Annotated in this window: 11 protein-coding genes; 6 read left to right on the forward strand and 5 right to left on the reverse strand. The window is 67.4% G+C overall.

What is annotated here, in order from left to right; all coding sequences use genetic code 11:
* The first annotated feature begins 3 nt into the window (after window positions 1-3).
* Window positions 4-2169, forward strand: a complete 2166-nt coding sequence (locus ABIE00_RS15680; RefSeq protein ID WP_354261700.1) for a Stk1 family PASTA domain-containing Ser/Thr kinase — start codon at window positions 4-6, stop codon at window positions 2167-2169.
* A gap of 82 nt (window positions 2170-2251) precedes the next feature.
* Here ABIE00_RS15680 and ABIE00_RS15685 read toward each other — a convergent pair whose 3' ends face one another.
* Window positions 2252-3643, reverse strand: coding sequence for a class II 3-deoxy-7-phosphoheptulonate synthase (locus tag ABIE00_RS15685; protein WP_331573543.1), 1392 nt, complete (start codon window positions 3641-3643; stop codon window positions 2252-2254).
* Between the two features lie 92 nt (window positions 3644-3735).
* On the reverse strand, window positions 3736-4461 hold the full coding sequence (locus ABIE00_RS15690) for a lysophospholipid acyltransferase family protein (protein WP_331573545.1): 726 nt from the start codon (window positions 4459-4461) through the stop codon (window positions 3736-3738).
* A gap of 110 nt (window positions 4462-4571) precedes the next feature.
* Here ABIE00_RS15690 and ABIE00_RS15695 point away from each other — a divergent pair, with 110 nt between their 5' ends.
* Genes ABIE00_RS15695 through ABIE00_RS15705 form a run of 3 tightly spaced genes read left to right on the forward strand, consistent with a single transcriptional unit; the run spans window position 4572 to window position 6899 of the window.
* Window positions 4572-5360 (forward strand): alpha/beta hydrolase, encoded by a 789-nt coding sequence (locus tag ABIE00_RS15695; RefSeq protein WP_354261701.1) that lies wholly within the window; start codon window positions 4572-4574, stop codon window positions 5358-5360.
* Window positions 5357-6169, forward strand: a complete 813-nt coding sequence (locus tag ABIE00_RS15700; RefSeq protein WP_354261702.1) for an alpha/beta hydrolase — start codon at window positions 5357-5359, stop codon at window positions 6167-6169. The genes ABIE00_RS15695 and ABIE00_RS15700 overlap by 4 nt, the downstream gene beginning before the upstream one ends.
* On the forward strand, window positions 6162-6899 hold the full coding sequence (locus ABIE00_RS15705; protein WP_354261703.1) for a hypothetical protein: 738 nt from the start codon (window positions 6162-6164) through the stop codon (window positions 6897-6899). Before ABIE00_RS15700 ends, ABIE00_RS15705 begins: the two co-directional genes overlap by 8 nt.
* An 8-nt stretch (window positions 6900-6907) precedes the next feature.
* Here the strand turns inward: ABIE00_RS15705 and ABIE00_RS15710 are convergent, their stop codons facing one another.
* Window positions 6908-7948, reverse strand: a complete 1041-nt coding sequence (locus ABIE00_RS15710; protein WP_502914288.1) for an ROK family glucokinase — start codon at window positions 7946-7948, stop codon at window positions 6908-6910.
* 314 nt (window positions 7949-8262) lie between these two features.
* Between ABIE00_RS15710 and ABIE00_RS15715 the strand changes: the two genes are divergently transcribed.
* A complete protein-coding gene (locus tag ABIE00_RS15715; RefSeq protein WP_354261705.1) occupies window positions 8263-10083 on the forward strand; it encodes an AMP-dependent synthetase/ligase in 1821 nt (606 codons plus the stop codon).
* A 7-nt stretch (window positions 10084-10090) separates the two neighbouring features.
* Here the strand turns inward: ABIE00_RS15715 and ABIE00_RS15720 are convergent, their stop codons facing one another.
* Together ABIE00_RS15720 and ABIE00_RS15725 are read right to left on the reverse strand one after the other, a co-directional pair.
* Window positions 10091-11518, reverse strand: a complete 1428-nt coding sequence (locus tag ABIE00_RS15720; protein WP_354261706.1) for a nucleotide-binding protein — start codon at window positions 11516-11518, stop codon at window positions 10091-10093.
* 173 nt (window positions 11519-11691) lie between these two features.
* Complete coding sequence (locus tag ABIE00_RS15725) at window positions 11692-15087, reverse strand: pyruvate carboxylase (RefSeq protein ID WP_354261707.1); 3396 nt, start codon at window positions 15085-15087, stop codon at window positions 11692-11694.
* A gap of 304 nt (window positions 15088-15391) precedes the next feature.
* On the opposite strand from ABIE00_RS15725, the gene ABIE00_RS15730 reads away from it, so the two are divergent.
* Window positions 15392-16213 carry a ParA family protein gene (locus tag ABIE00_RS15730; protein ID WP_354261708.1) on the forward strand — a complete coding sequence of 274 codons (822 nt, stop codon included), beginning with the start codon at window positions 15392-15394 and terminating at the stop codon, window positions 16211-16213.
* Window positions 16214-16263 lie beyond the last annotated feature (50 nt).

A 16263-nucleotide genomic window follows, 5' to 3' on the forward strand; every position in this document is an offset into this window, starting at 1 on the left:
AGAGTGCAGGAAAACGCTTTAGGCAGTCTCGTCGGGTCGCTGGTGGACAACCGCTACCACGTGAAGTCCAGATTGGCGCGGGGCGGGATGTCCACCGTCTATGTGGCCACGGACCAGCGGCTGGACCGTGATGTCGCCCTGAAAGTCCTGCATCCGCACCTTGTCAACGACGGCAACTTCCTCGACCGCCTGGCCCGCGAAGCACGGGCAGCCGCGAAGCTCTCACACCCGCATGTGGTGGGCGTCCTCGACCAGGGGCACGACGGAGACACCGCCTACCTCGTGATGGAGTACATCAGGGGGCATACCCTCCGCGATGTGATCAACAGCAAGGGCGCCTTGTCCCCCCGGCTCGCCCTGGCACTCATCGATCCGGTGGTGGAAGGCCTGGGGGCCGCCCATGCCGCCGGGCTCATCCACCGCGACGTCAAGCCGGAGAACGTCCTGATCGCCGACGACGGCAGGATCAAGATCGGCGATTTCGGCCTTGCGCGGGCCGTGACGACGTCAACCAGCACAGGCGCCCTGATCGGCACCGTGGCATATCTCTCCCCCGAACTGGTCCTCGGCAAGCCGGCCGACGCGCGAAGCGACATCTACTCCACCGGCATCATGCTGTTCGAGATGCTCACGGGCCGCCAGCCGTTCGACGGCGAAGTCCCCATCCAGGTGGCCTACCAGCACGTGAACTCCGCCGTGGGTGCTCCCTCAGGCCTGGTTCCGGGGCTCGCCGGGGAAGTGGACGAACTCGTGCAGTGGTGCACCGCCAGCGACCCCGAGCAGCGGCCGGTGGACGGCAACGCCCTGCTGGCGGAACTCCGCCATATCCGGACCAACCTCACCGACGCCGAACTGGATCTGCAGCCCCCGGCAGCGGTGCAGGCGGCTGCGGCGGCCGGCACGGCTCCCGACGCCGGTCCGCGCGGCATGAGCGCGCCACCTGCCCCTGCCCGGAAGCCGTCCGGCATGCAGGGAAACCCGGCCGGCCAGGAAAACCAGGCAAACCACACGGAGCTGCTGGCGCCCATTCACGGCGATAATGCCGGACCGGCACGCCCGACCGAAGTCATTTCACGCACCAGCAACCCGACCACCGTGTTTTCCGCGCCCGCCGCATCGAACCCCAGGCCGGTCCTGCCTCCCTACAGATTCGATGACGATGACAGGGAGGCTGCCCCGCTCCCTTTGAGCAAGCGGGAGCAGCGGAAGCTGGACCGCCACGAACAGAGGGAACGGTCGCGCGCCGCTGCCACTCCCGTCCGCGCGCTCCGGGAGGGGAATTCCCGGCGGCGGGGGGCGCTCTGGATTGTGGTCCTCGTGATCCTCGCGCTGCTGGCCACGGGGGCGGGGTGGTTCTTCGGCATGGGACCCGGTTCCCCCGGCACCGTGCCGGCAGTGGCGAACCGGACCGTGGCGGAGGCGCAGCAGCTGCTCCGTGACGCAGGTTTCCAGTCCAGCACGCGGGACGTGTTCGACGACGACGTGAAGGCAGGGCTCGTGGTGGGATCGGAGCCGGACGCCGGTACGGAAATCCGCAAATTCCAGCAGGTCTCGCTGTTCGTGTCCAAGGGACCGCAGCTGTTTCCCCTGCCGCAACTGACCGGCAAGACGCTCGATGCGTCCAAGGAAGCACTTAACGGCGCCGGGATGGCGCTGGGCAAGGTCACCGAAAAGTTCGACGAGGAAGTGCCGGCCGGCACGGTGCTTGGCCAGGCTCCGGCGTCGGGGACGCCCGTAAGGCATGGCACCCCGGTTAGCCTCACCGTTTCGAAAGGCCCGCAGCCCATCCCGGTGCCGGACGTGCGCGGGCAGGACCAGGACGCGGCCTTCCGTGCCATCGAAGCCGCCGGCTTGAAAGCCGTGTTCGCCGAAGAAACGGTGCACGACAAGGACGTTCCGAAGGGCGCCGTGGTCAGCCAGGAGCCTGCTTCGGGAACGCTGACCAGGGGCCAAACCGTCACCCTGACGATTTCCGAGGGTCCCAAGCTCGTCAAGGTGCCCAATTACATCGGCAAGCAGGCCCGCGAGGCCCGCGAAGCCCTTGAGAAGCGCGGGTTCCAAGTCCGCGTCAATGAAATCCTCGGCGGCTTCTTCGGCACGGTGCGGGACCAGGATCCCGTGGATACCGAGGTGCCCGAAGGCTCGGTCGTCACTCTCACCGTGGTGTAGCCCGGACGACAACAAAAGACCGGTGCCGGAGAATCCCCGGCGCCGGTCTTTCTTTGCGCAGTCAGGTGAGCAGCAGCACCGCTTACCTGCGGGTGAGCGCGCCCGCCACGAGGAACGCCATCTCCAGCGACTGCATGTGGTTCAGGCGGGGGTCGCAGACCGACTCGTAGCGGTCAAGGAAGGCTTCCTGGTCGATGGGGTCGGCGCCGCCGAGGCACTCGGCCACGTCGTCCCCGGTCATCTCGACGTGCAGGCCACCCGGAACCGTCCCCAGGCTGTGGTGCACTTCGAAGAACCCGCGCACCTCGTCGATGACGTCGTCGAAATTCCGGGTCTTGTACCCGTTGGGTGAGGTTACGGTGTTGCCGTGCATCGGGTCTGTGACCCACAGGACCTGGGCACCGGAGGCGGTGACCTTCTCAACGAGCGACGGGAGCTTCTCGCGGATGTTGCCGGCACCCATGCGGGTGATGAACGTGAGCCGGCCGGGCTCGCGGTTGGGATCCAGCTTGTCGATGAGGCGCAGGGCGTCGTCACCGGACGTGGACGGGCCCAGCTTGACGCCGATCGGGTTACGGACCCGGGACAGGTAGTCCACGTGGGCGTGGTCCAGCTCGCGGGTACGCTCGCCGATCCACAGGAAGTGGCCCGAGGTGCCGTAGGGCAGGCCGGTGCGGGAGTCGATGCGGGTCAGGGCACGCTCGTAGTCGAGCAGGAGGGCCTCGTGGCTGGCGAAGAATTCGACCCGTTTGAGGGCTTCGAAGTCGGCGCCGCAGGATGCCATGAACTTGATGGCGCGGTCGATGTCGCGCGCGAGGGACTCGTAGCGGGCGTGGGCCGGGTTCTCGGTGAAGCCCTTGTTCCAGGTGTGGACCAGGCGGAGATCCGCAAAGCCGCCCTGGGTGAAGGCGCGGATGAGGTTCAGCGTGGAAGCGGAGGTGTGGTAGGCGCGCAGCATGCGGCTGGCGTCGTGGGCGCGCGACTCGGGGGTGAAGTCGTAGCCGTTCACGATGTCGCCGCGGTAGGCCGGCAGCGTCACGCCGTCACGGGTTTCGTCGTTGGAGGAGCGCGGCTTGGCGAACTGGCCGGCCATGCGCCCCATCTTGATGACGGGCATCGCGGCACCGTAGGTGAGGACCACCGCCATCTGCAGGATCGTCTTCACACGTGCACTGATCTTGTCCGCCGTGGCGCCCTCAAAGGTCTCGGCGCAGTCACCGCCCTGCAGGAGGAAGGCCTTGCCCTGGGCTGCGGCGGCGAGACGCTCACGCAGGATGTCCACCTCGCCCGCGAAAACCAGCGGCGGGAGGGCCGACAGTTCTTTGACGGATGCGTTGAAGACTTCGGAGTCCTGCCAGCTCGGCTGCTGCGAGATGGGAAGGTCCCGCCAGTTGTCGAGTCCCGGATAGTTGGCAGCACCGCTCTGTGAAGTGCTGGTCAGGGAAGAGGCAGGTTTTGCAGATAGCTCAGTCACACTACTAAGAGTAGATGGCCGGACGGGATTCGGGACACCCGGACTGTCATCCGCCCGGCCGCGCCGTCACAGATGCGGGCCAGCACGGGCGCCTAGGCTGACCGGGACGAACCGGCCTCCCCCGGCTCTTCGCCCGACTTACCCGCCAGCCTGAGCTTGACCACCGAGGCGTACTCGTCAACGTATTCCTGTCCGGAGAGCCGCATGAGCTCGTACATGACCTCGTCCGTGACGGACCGCTGGATCAGCCGGTCGTCGGCCAGGCCTGCATACCTGCTGAAGTCCAGCGGTTTGCCGAAGATCATGCCGATGCGGCGGATGTTCGGCAGCCGCTTCCCGATGGGCTGGACCTTGTCCGTTCCGATCATCGCGACGGGGATGACGGGGACGCCGGCCTGGAGCGCCAGCCGCGCCACCCCCACTTTCCCGCGGTACAGCCGCGAGTCGGGGCTGCGCGTGCCCTCGGGGTAGATGCCCAGCAGCCCGCCGTGGGTCAGCACGTCCATGCCCGCCTCGAGTGAGGCCGCCGAGGCCGCTCCGCCGGAACGGTCCATGGGGAGCTGGTTGGTCAGCCTGAAGAACATGGCCGTCAGCCGGCCCTTGAGCCCGGTGCCCGTGAAGTACTCGGATTTGGCCAGGAAAATGACGGGCCGCGGCACCATCAGCGGCATGAAGATCGAGTCCGAAAATGAGAGGTGGTTGGAGGCAATAATGGCCGCACCCTCGGACGGAATGTTGTCCAGCCCTTTGACCCACGGCCGGAAAAGCGTGCGGACCACCGGTCCCAGGAAGATCCGCTTCATCACCCAATAGAACACGTGTCTTACCTCTCCGGAAGGCGACCGCCGGGGCGTTCACAGGGCCCGGCGGCACTGCAATGCAACCCTACTCTAGTGAGAATTGTCCGGAACAGTGACACGATGGTTTCATGACAGAAAGCAGCGACCGCCCAAGGCCCGCCGCTTTCAGCTACGCGGGACACGGAGCCAATGCGCGGATCGGAATCGCGATTTCGCACGGCTTTACCGGCAGCCCCCTCAGCATCCTGCCCTGGGCCGAATATCTGGCCGCGCAAGGCTTCGCCGTCACCGTTCCGCTGCTCCCCGGGCACGGGACCAGCTGGCAGGATCTTGCCAGGACAGGATGGCGGGAGTGGCACGGCGCCTTCGAAGCGGCATATCTGGACCTGGCCGCCAGGACCGACGATTGCTACGTTGCCGGCCTCTCGATGGGCGGTGCCATCGCCCTGCTCACCGCATCCCGCCACACCGTGGCGGGAGTCGCCGTCGTCAATCCCGGCCTCAGCTTTTACGACCGGCGGGTCCGGATCATAGGCCTGCTGAAGTACATTCAAAGAACCACCGTCCCCATATCGGAGGACAGTGCGACGGCGGCCGCCACCGACGACGGCGATTACTCCCTGACGCCGCTGGCGGCGGTTCACCAGTTGAAACGGCTGTTCGCTGCCGCCACCCGTGGACTGCCGCGGATCACCGCCCCGGTGCTGGTCTTCAAGTCGGACAATGACGCGGTGGTGCCCCCGAGCTCGCTCAGCCTGATCCGGAAACGCCTCAGCTCGGCAGCCCTCGACGTGGTGCCGCTTCGGAACAGCGGCCATGTGGCTACGCTGGACACGGACGCCCAAGAAATTTTCGAGTCTTCCGCGAGGTTTTTCCAGGTGCGTTCCCGAAGCCACATACCGTCGGAGAAGTCATGACCGCCGTTCCCGATCACAGCCCGTTCAGCAGCGCCTTCACCGGCGAGGGACCGTCCATCGGCGTCGCCCTGTCCCATGGGTTCACCGGGAGTCCGCACAGCCTGCGTTCGTGGGCCCAGTCCTTTGCCGATGCCGGCTTTGCCGTCAGGATGCCGCTGCTGCCGGGCCACGGCACCACCTGGCAGGAGCTGTCCCGCAGCCGCTGGCAACAGTGGCACGGTGCGATGGACGCCGCGTACCTGGAGCTCGAGGCCGAGTGCGACCTCGTCTTCGCCGCTGGCCTGTCCATGGGCGGCGCCCTGGCACTGCGCCTCGCCGCGACCCGGCCCGTCGCCGGAGCCATCGTGGTCAACCCCGGCCTGGTCATCGATGACCGCCGGGCCCCGCTGGCCGGGATCCTCAAGCTGGTCCTCAAGAGCACGCCGGCCATCGCCAACGACATCCGGAAGCAGGGCGTCGACGAGGGCGCATATCCGCGGACCCCGGTGGCGGCGGCCCACGAGCTGAATAAGATGTTCAAGGACACGGTCCGGCTGCTGCCACGCATCACGGCACCGGTGCGCGTGTTCCGCTCGACGGTGGACCATGTTGTGTCGGATTCCAGCATCATGGCCCTGCAGCGCGGGCTTACCCACGCCCCGCTGCAGCTCACGCGGCTCGACAACAGTTACCACGTGGCCACACTGGACCACGACGCCGACCAGATCTTCAGCGGCTCAGTGGACTTCATCCGCTCCGTAGTGGCGGGCATCCGCCAGGGAACCGCCGGCTCCGCGACAGCCAGCCAGAAGGGCGCCACCGATGAATAGGCCCGATTCGAATGCATCCGATCCGAGCGCCAACCAGGACGACGCCGTCTGGCTTGACCTGGTGGCCAGGCTCACGGCTGACACCCCGGTGCCGGATACAGACGCCGTCCCCGGCGACGGCGAATCCACCGGGCCCGGTTCTCCGCGCCATCACGGCGGCCCCCGGCACAGCGCCGCTGCCAGCGACGGGGCAGGCGACGCTCCCGACGGCGCCAACCCTGCACCGGCATCTGGTTCTGCCCGCGCAGCAGGCCCTGCTCCGGCGGAACAGTCGGACTCCGGTTCCGGCACGGCAGGCGCTGCAAGGCATTTCACCGACTTCGATCCGTTGGGCCTGGCTCCCCGGGCGCCCCGCGAGCTGTCCGCCGCCGAGCGGCAGCAGGCTGCGGAGCAGGCCAAAGCCGCCGAGCGTGAAAAGGCTGCCGGGTCCGGGCAGGCCGACGTTCCGGCCGGCGCCGGGGATCCGCGGGACTACAGCATCGAGGACGACGACGGTGAGTTCGTCCCGGAGGAACCGCCCAAGCTGTCGGCCACGGACCCGCTGACGATGCTGGCGTGGCTGGGCGCCGTGGGTGCTCCGGTTGCCCTGGTCCTGTCGTCCATGTTCTGGCGCTCTGCGCCGCTGCTGGCAATCCTGGGCATGGTGGTCATCTTCATCGCGGCCGTGGTGTATCTGATCATGAAGCTGCCTCAGGAGAAGGACGAGAACGACGACGGTGCCCGGGTCTGACGCTTCGGTCAGCGGTGCGTGCGGCTGACCGCGCGGGAGAGGTCGGCAGCGCCAATCAGCCCGGCGTTGGGCCCCAGTGCGGCGAGGTCGATTTCGGCGGCCGGGCGGAATCCGCGGCCGGTGAGGTTGCGGGCGAAGGCCTTGCGTGCGGGGGCCACCAGCAGTTCGCCGGCCGCGCAAAGCCCGCCGCCGATTACGAACTTCCCCGGATCGAGGGCTGCGGCAAGGTTGGCCAGCCCCAGCCCAAGCCAGTTCCCGACGTCTTCGAGGAGCTCCCGGGAGGCGGCGTCGCCGGCAATGGCCAGCTCGGTCACCGTGGCTCCGGTGATGCGCTCCGCGCTTCCGTCCACGGCCTTGAGAAGTTCCTGGGCCACCGGCGAATTCGCCAGCGCCAGTTCCCGGGCCTCGCGGCCAAGGGCGTTGCCTGAGGCGTACTGTTCCCAGCATCCGCGGTTGCCGCATTCGCACCGGTGTCCGCCCGGCATGATGATCTGGTGGCCGAACTCCCCCGCCACGCCGAACCTGCCGCGCTCAACGTGTCCGTCCATGACCATGGCTCCGCCGATGCCGGTGCCGAGGGTGATACAGACCAGCCGGTCCTGCCCCTGCCCGGCACCAAAGCGCCACTCTGCCCAGGCCGCGGCATCGGCGTCGTTAACGAGCATGACGGGACGGCGAAGCAAGTGCTGCAGGTTTTCGCGCAGTGGTTCGTTCCGCCAGGCGAGGTGCGGGCTGAACAGCACCGTGCCGCCGTCGAGATCCATCCAGCCGGCGGCGCCAATGCCCACGGATCTGATCCGGGCACCGGCGCTCAATTCCTCGACGAGTTCCACGATGACGCGCTCCACGGCACGCGGATCGCTTCCCGGCGTGGAGCGCCGGGCCTCGCTCAGGATGTGGCCCTCGGCGTCCACCACCCCTGCCGCGACTTTTGTGCCGCCAATGTCGATGCCGATGGCAAGGCCCCGGCGGCCCAGCCGCAGCTGCTGCCGGAACAAGCGGTGCCCGGCCCGCTGTCCGCCGGATCCCTTTACCGGGCGCCGTGGCATCGAATGCCGTGACACTGGCTGCCGTAGCGCCCCGCGCCGGGACGCCCATCCTCCGGCCAGGCCGCTCCGGCTTGAGTCAATGGGCGGGACTGGCTGCTCGTTGGGCGGGGAGGGCTGCATAGTCCCCCATTCTAGGTGCCGCCGTCGCGCGTCTTCGCAGCTACGACACACACGCGACACGTGCGCTGAACTGGCGTCATCCGGCCCTCCGCCGTAAAGTTACCGACGGGTAACCTACACCTCCCGGCCTCAGACGGGCGACGTACTAAGGTTAGGACTACCCGCTGCGGCCAACGGATATCAAAGGAGCTAACGTGCGCGAATTCAGCGTTCCGCCCTTGGCGAACGTACCCCTGGACAGCAACATCACGGACCTCGTACTGCGCCAGGCAGCTAAGGCCTCCAACCCTGCCCTCTTTTCGCGCCTCGATTCCGCCGGTCAGTGGCAGGACATCCGTGCCAACGAATTCCTGGCCGACGTATCCGTCCTCGCCAAGGGGCTCATCGCCAGCGGCGTTGGTGCAGGCGACCGCGTGGGCATCATGTCCCGCACCCGATATGAATGGGCACTCATCGACTTCGCCATCTGGTTCGCAGGTGGCGTTTCCGTTCCCATCTACGAAACGTCATCGCCCTCCCAGGTCGCTTGGAACCTGGGTGACTCTGGCGCCGTCGCCGCATTCGGCGAATCGGACCACCACGAAAACATCATCCGGCAGGCGGCAGCCACGGAGGGGCTCACGGCGCTGGCCCACGTGTGGCAGTTGGAGGGGGACGGCCTCGCCGCCCTGCGTGCAGCCGGAGCCGCCGTCAGCCATGAGGAACTCGACGCACGGCGGCGCTCCGCCGGGCTCCGCGACCTTGCCACCATCATTTACACCTCCGGCACCACGGGCCGGCCCAAGGGCTGCGAACTCACGCACGGAAACTTCGTGGAACTGTCCGAGAACGCCCTGGCCACCTCACTGAGCGGCATAGTCAATGAGCAGTCCCGGACCATCATGTTCCTGCCGCTGGCGCATGTCTTCGCGCGCTTCATCTCAGTCCTGGCCGTTGCCGCAGGCGTCACCGTGGCGCACACCCCCGACATCAAGCACCTGCTGCCCGACCTGCAGAGCTATAAGCCGACGTTCATCCTTGCCGTTCCGCGCGTATTCGAAAAGGTCTACAACTCGGCGCTCACCAAGGCCGAGGACGGCGGCAAGGGCGCCATCTTCCACAAGGCCGCCGAGACTGCCATCGCCTACTCGCAGGCACGGCAGGCAGGCGGCGCCGGCCTGGGCCTGAAGCTCAGGCACGCGATCTTCGACAAGCTCGTCTACGGCAGGCTCCGCGCCGCCATGGGCGGCGAGGTGGCCCACGCGGTGTCCGGCGGCGGCCCGCTCGGCGAGCGTCTGGGCCACTTCTTCCAGGGCATTGGACTGCAGATCCTGGAAGGCTACGGCCTCACCGAAACCACGGCACCGGTCAGCGTCAACACGCCGGAGCGGATCAAGATCGGCACGGTCGGCGTCCCGATTCCAGGCAACAGTGTCCGGATTGCCGACGACGGCGAGATCCTCGTCAAGGGCGCCTGCGTCATGCGCGGGTACTACCAGCGCCCCGACCTGACAGCGGAGTCGTTCGCTGACGGCTGGTTCCGCACCGGTGATATCGGCCAACTCGATGACGACGGCTACTTGCTGATCACCGGCCGGAAGAAGGAAATCATCGTCACCGCGGGCGGCAAGAACGTGGTTCCCGCATTGCTCGAGGACCAGATCCGGGCGGATGCGCTCGTGTCGCAGGTCCTCGTCGTGGGTGACAACCGCCCCTTCATCGGCGCCCTCGTGACGCTCGATGAGGAAGCCCTCCCGGGCTGGCTGCAGCGTCACGGCCTGCCCGCGGACACCTCCCTGGGCGACGCCGCCGGCAACGCCGAAGTCAAGGCCGCCGTGCAGGAGCTCATCAACCAGGCCAACCAGTCGGTCTCCCAGGCGGAGGCCATCAAGTCCTTCCGGATCGTGCCGAGCGACTTCACTGAAGCCTCCGGCCACCTGACCCCGTCCATGAAGGTCAAGCGCGCCCAGGTCATGAAGGACTTCGAAGGCGTGATCGAGGAAATGTACAAGTCGCCGAAACCCACCCGCGCCTAGCAGGAGCTCAGGACTGCTGGAGTTCGTCCACTACCAGCGCGGCCAGCTCCACGGCGGCGGCGCGGGTGGCCGGCTTCAGCTGGCTGAGGCTGATCCGCGAGCCTTCCGCAAGGTGCCGGTCGTGCGGAATCCGCACCACATTCTTGACCCTGGACAGGAAGTGCTGCTCGATTTCGTCGATGTTGACCAGGGTGCGGTTACCGGCGGCCATGTTGATGACCACTGTTGCCTTGGCGACGAGGTCCTGGCGGCCGTGGGCTTCCAGCCAGGACAGCGTTTCGGACGCGAGCCGGGCCTCGTCCACGCTGCCGCCGGAGACCAGGACCACGGCGTCGGCCTTTTCCAAAGTGCCCTTCATGACCGAGTGCACCATGCCGGTGCCCGAGTCGGTGAGCACGATCGAGTAGTACCGGCCCAGGATGTCGGTGACGGCGCGGTAGTCGGCGTCGTCGAAGGCGTGTGCCACCATGGGATCGGTGTCCGAGGCGAGCACATCGAGGCGTGAACCATCCCGCGCCGTGTAGTTGGACAGCTGCGCGAACGAGTTCACCGTGAACCTGTCCTTCACCAGCTGGCGGGCCGTGAAATCAGCCCTGCCCGGCGACCGGTCCGAGAGCGTGCCCCGGTCCGGATTCGCATCCATGGCGATGACCCGGTCCTCCCGCAGCTCCGCCAGCACCATGCCGAGCAGCGTGGTGACGGTGGTCTTGCCCACTCCACCCTTGCGCGAGAGCACCGGCACGTACCGGGTCCGCTCCCCCAGCCGCGTGGCGATGCGGTGCTCCATGGCCCGCTGGATGCGGACCTGGTCCGAATCGCCCAGGTTCACGTAGCCCAAGGTCGCCTGATAGAGCCAGCGGCGCCAGCCTGCGACCGGAGCGGCCGCGGTCCTGGTCAGGAGCCGGTCGGCGGTCAGGGCGGCAGCCGGCTCAGGTCCCTCGGGTTTTTCCCGGCGGCCGGGGAGGTCCTTCACCTCTTCAGCCGGCGACTCCGCGACTGGCGCAGCGGGAATGGCAGGTTCCGCTGCATCAGAATTTGCCGGCTCTGCGCCGACTGCCTCGGTATTGGCGGCGGCTACGCCGGCCGCCCCGGTATCCGCGGCGGCTGCGCCTGCTCCGCCGGGGCTGACGATGCCCGGTCCTGCGGTCACCACGGGCATGGCCGCCGTCGCCGTGCCCGGCTGCACCACGCCATTCACTGCGGAGAGCGAGCCGGCGGAGGTCCGGTCCTGGGCGTCTGACACAGTCACCACGCTGATGTCCCCCGTCGGCGCGGCGCCGGCAGCATCTGACGGCGACAAATCCGGACCGTCCACCGGAGGCACGCCGCCGGGACCGGTTCCGACTTCCTCAGCAACGTCGGCAGCGCTGTCCTGGGAGATAGAGGGGCTCCGGTCCGGGCGCGGGCCGGGCTTGGGCGTGTTGATCTGCGTCATGGCTTCTGCTCTGTTTTCTACTGGCTTCCGGTCAGGTTCCGGCCGCCGGTGTGGTTCGGAAATGGCTGTGGGGGCGGCTTGGCGCCGTCCCCACTACCTTTTTCTGTTTTCCACCCTACCCGCAGGGCGGCCACGGGCCACCCTGCGGGCAGTTATGCGGTAGCCTGCCGCGTTTATTCGACAACGATCAGCAGGTCGCCACCCTGGACCTGTTCCACAGCGGAAATGGCCAGCCGCGTCACCTTGCCGCCCACCGGCGTCGTGATGGATGCCTCCATCTTCATCGCCTCGATGGTGGCAATGGTGTCGCCTGCGTTGACGGTATCGCCCGCCTTGACGGTGACCGTCACGGCGCCCGCGAAGGGAGCGGCGACGTGGCCCGGGATGGACGGGTCAGCCTTCTCGGCCGTCTTCACGTTGCTGACGACGGACTTGTCGCGCACCGAGACCGGGCGGGACTGACCGTTCAGTGTGCACATGACCGTGCGCATGCCCTTCTCATCGGGCTCGGACACAGCTTCCAGGGACGCGATGAGGCGCACACCCTTTTCGAGCTGGATTACGTGCTCCTCGCCGCGCTGCAGGCCGTAGAGGTAGTCACGGGTGTCCAGGACTGAAACGTTGCCGTACGTCTCCCTGCTCTTGAGGTAGTCCTTGGTGGGGCCGGCGAAGAGCAGCCGGTTCAGCGTCTGCTGGCGGGTCTTGGAGTCACCGCGGAGAGCGGCGCTGTCCTCGGCACTCAGCTCGGCATCGCGCACCTTGATGCTGCGGCCCTGGAGGGCCTTGGTGCGGAACGGTTCCGGCCAGCCTCCCGGAGGATCGCCCAGCTCACCGGACAGGAAGCCGATAACGGAGTCCGGGATGTCGTAGTTCTGCGGGTTCTCGTTGAAGTCGGCCGGGTCTGCGTTCAGGCCCACGAGGTGCAGGGCGAGGTCGCCCACCACCTTGGACGACGGGGTCACCTTGACCAGGTGGCCAAGGATCCGGTCGGCTGCGGTGTACATGTCCTCGATCGCCTCGAAGCGCTCGCCCAGGCCCAGCGCGATGGCCTGCTGGCGGAGGTTGGACAGCTGCCCGCCCGGGATTTCGTGCTGGTAGACGCGGCCGGTCGGGCCCGGCAGGCCCGACTCGAAGGGAGCGTAGACCCTGCGCACGGCTTCCCAGTACGGTTCGAGGGAGCTGACGGCGGCCAGGCTGAGCCCGGTGTCACGTTCCGTGTGGGCCAGGGCGGCAACCAGGGCCGACGCCGACGGCTGGCTCGTGGTGCCGGCCAGGGAGGCCGAGGCGACGTCCACGGCGTCCACGCCTGCATCGACTGCCGCGAGCAGCGTGGCGAGCTGGCCGCCGGCGGTGTCGTGGGTGTGGAGGTGAACCGGAAGGTCGAAGCGTTCCCGCAGCGCCGAGACGAGCTTCGCGGCGGCAGCCGGACGCAGCAGGCCCGCCATGTCCTTGATGGCGAGGATGTGGGCGCCCGCTTCAACGATCCTGTCCGCGAGGCCCAGGTAGTAGTCCAGCGTGTAGAGCGTCTCGTCCGGGTCCAGCATGTCGCCCGTGTAGCACAGTGCCACCTCGGCGACGGCGGTGCCGGTGGCCCGGACGGCGCGAATGGCAGGTGCCATCTGGCTGACGTCGTTCAGCGCATCGAAGATGCGGAAGATGTCGATGCCCGTGGCCGCTGCCTCGTTGACGAAAGCCTCGGTCACTTCCTCGGGATACGGGGTGTAGCCCACGGTGTTCCGGCCGCGGAGCAGCATCTGCAGGCAGACGTTCGGCAGGGCCTTGCGGAGCGCGGCGAGCCGGTCCCAGGGATCCTCGCCGAGGAAGCGCAGGGCGACATCGTAGGTAGCGCCGCCCCAGGCCTCAACGGACAGCAGATCCGGCAGGAGGGTGGAGACCGCGGGTGCGGCGGCCAGCAGGTCCCTGGTGCGGACGCGGGTGGCCAGCAGGGACTGGTGGGCGTCGCGGAAAGTGGTGTCCGTGACGGCCACGGCCGTCTGCTCGCGCAGCGCCTTGGCGAAGCCCTCCGGCCCGAGTTCCAGCAGTCGCTGGCGGGAGCCGGGGCGGGCTTCGATGCCCTTGACTGACGGGAGCTTGTCCGCCGGGTCGCTGTGGACCGGAAGTTCGCCGTTCGGCTTGTTCACGGTGACCTCCGCGAGCCACGTCAGCAGCTTGGTGCCGCGGTCGGCGGAGACGCGCGCCTTCAGCAGTTCGGGCCGTTCGTCGATGAAGGACGTGGCCACGTTGCCGGCGATGAAGTCGGCGTCGTCAAGGACGGCCTGCAGGAAGGAGATGTTGGTGGAGACACCGCGGATACGGAATTCCGCCAGTGCCCGGCGCGCCCTGGCAACGGCGGCGGGGTAGTCCCGGCCGCGGCAGGTGAGCTTCACCAGCATCGAGTCGAAGTGCGGGCTGATCTCGGCACCCGAGTAGACGGTACCGCCGTCGAGCCTTACGCCGGCACCGCCGGCGGAGCGGTAGCCGGTGATCTTTCCGACGTCGGGCCGGAAGCCGTTGGCCGGGTCCTCGGTGGTGATGCGGCTCTGCAGCGCGGCGCCCTTGAGGAAGACGGTCTCCTGGGACAGGCCCAGGTCGGCCAGGGTCTCGCCGGCGGCGATGCGCATCTGGGCCTGGACGAGGTCGACGTCGGTGACCTCTTCCGTGACGGTGTGCTCCACCTGGATGCGGGGGTTCATTTCGATGAAGACGTGCTGGCCGGCGCGTTCGCCCACGGTGTCCACCAGGAACTCGACCGTTCCGGCGTTGACGTAGTTCAGGGCCTTGGCGAACTTCACGGCATCCCGGTACAGGGCCTGGCGGATACCTTCGTCCAGGTTGGGGGCCGGGGCGATCTCGATGACCTTCTGGTGGCGGCGCTGGATGGAACAGTCACGCTCGAAGAGGTGCATGACGTTGCCCTCGGCGTCGGCCAGGATCTGGACCTCGATGTGGCGCGGACGCAGCACGGCCTGCTCAAGGAACATGGTGGGGTCACCGAAGGCCGCATCGGCTTCGCGCATGGCGGACTGCAGAGCCTCCGGCAAGGCCTCGCGGGTGTCGACGCGGCGCATGCCGCGCCCGCCGCCGCCTGCCACGGCCTTGGCAAAGATGGGGAAACCGATCTCATCCGCGGCGGCGAGGAGCTCGTCGAGGTCCTTCGACGGCGCGCTCGACTTCAGCACAGGGACGCCGGCCTTCCGGGCGGCCTCCAAAGCTGCCACCTTGTTGCCGGCGAGTTCCAGGACCTCCGCGGGCGGACCCACGAAGGTGATCCCTGCGGCCTTGGCGGCACGCGCGAGGTCGGGGTTCTCGGAGAGGAAGCCGTAGCCGGGGTAGATGGCGTCCGCACCGGACTCCTTGGCAACGCGAACCACCTCGTCAACGTCCAGGTAGGCGCGGACGGGGTGTCCCTCTTCGCCAATCAGATACGCCTCATCGGCCTTCTGGCGGTGGATCGAGTTACGGTCCTCATTGGGGAACACAGCGACTGTCTTGGCGCCCAGTTCGTAGCCAGCGCGGAAAGCACGGATTGCGATTTCTCCGCGGTTGGCCACCAGAATCTTGGAAAACATACTTCTCCTGCATCATTGCGGGTGGTATCGGTAAGTGGTCACAGTGTGTAAGACGGGCCGGACGAAACACAAATCATTGTGTCTACCATCACAGAATTATCCGTCATGTCCGGGCCATATTCACTGCCGGGCCCATATTTACTGCGAGGCATGCCCGGATCCCGATAAGAAGGGATTCCGGCCAAGGTCAACATATGATGATTGGGGCGGCGGAAGCCTGCCCCTGTTCCTGCAGCACCATCCGGCAGCACCGGAACGGAACGTACCCCAACACGGCAACCGGCGTTAGGTATTGGTTTATCAAGTGCAAGTAGTCAGCATCAGCAGCCTCAAGGGCGGTGTCGGCAAGACATCCGTTACAACCGGACTGGCGTCTGCGGCACTGGCCGCAGGTATCCCAACCCTCGTAGTTGACCTCGATCCCCATGCCGACGCCACCACAGCCCTCGGGGTGCAGCCCAGCGACAAGCTGGACATCGGCAGGATGCTGAAGAATCCGCGCAAGGCCAACATCGCCGGGAACGTGGTGCCCAGCGGCTGGATCAGCCGGATGGTCGTCAACGGTTCCGGTCCGGCGGTGCTCGATGTCGCCGTCGGGTCCGCCTACACCGGCATCTACGACCGGCCCGACCTCGGCAAGCGCGATCTGCGCAGGCTGTCCGCGGTGCTCGCCGGCACGAATACTTACGAGCTCATCCTGGTGGACTGCCCGCCGTCCCTGAACGGCCTCACGCGCATGGCCTGGTCCGCGAGCACCAAGGTGGCGCTGGTGGCCGAGCCCGGGCTCTTCTCCGTGGCCGGCACCGAACGCACCATGCGGGCCATCCAACTGTTCCGGCAGGAATTCGCGCCGAACCTCTCCCCCGCCGGCATTGTGGCCAACCGGGTGCGCTCCGGGTCCTCCGAGCACGCTTTCCGGCTCGCCGAGATGCAGGCCATGTTCGGCGACCTCCTGCTGGCCCCGCACATCCCGGAGCAGGCCAACTGGCAGCAGATCCAGGGTGCGGCGCACTCCGTCCACCACTGGCCCGGCGACTCCGCCAAGGCCGCAGCCGGGCTCTACGACACGCTGCTGGAAAACCTCATGGCCACCACTAAGACCAGCCGCAGCCGGGTAGCCCGCTAATAGCTTTTGCCAGTCCCGCTGAACGCGTGAAGGCCGCCTCCCCAACGGGA

It is taken from the genome of Arthrobacter sp. OAP107 (assembly GCF_040546765.1).
Taxonomy (GTDB): domain Bacteria; phylum Actinomycetota; class Actinomycetes; order Actinomycetales; family Micrococcaceae; genus Arthrobacter.

Excerpts from the sequence above, each read along its gene's own strand:
- ABIE00_RS15695 (WP_354261701.1), top strand. The coding sequence starts at position 4,572 with ATGACAGAAAGCAGCGACCGCCCAAGGCCCGCCGCTTTCAGCTACGCG.
- ABIE00_RS15700 (WP_354261702.1), top strand. The coding sequence starts at position 5,357 with ATGACCGCCGTTCCCGATCACAGCCCGTTCAGCAGCGCCTTCACCGGC.
- ABIE00_RS15705 (WP_354261703.1), top strand. The coding sequence starts at position 6,162 with ATGAATAGGCCCGATTCGAATGCATCCGATCCGAGCGCCAACCAGGAC.
- ABIE00_RS15710 (WP_502914288.1), bottom strand. The coding sequence starts at position 7,948 with ATGCCACGGCGCCCGGTAAAGGGATCCGGCGGACAGCGGGCCGGGCAC.
- ABIE00_RS15720 (WP_354261706.1), bottom strand. The coding sequence starts at position 11,518 with ATGACGCAGATCAACACGCCCAAGCCCGGCCCGCGCCCGGACCGGAGC.
- ABIE00_RS15725 (WP_354261707.1), bottom strand. The coding sequence starts at position 15,087 with ATGTTTTCCAAGATTCTGGTGGCCAACCGCGGAGAAATCGCAATCCGT.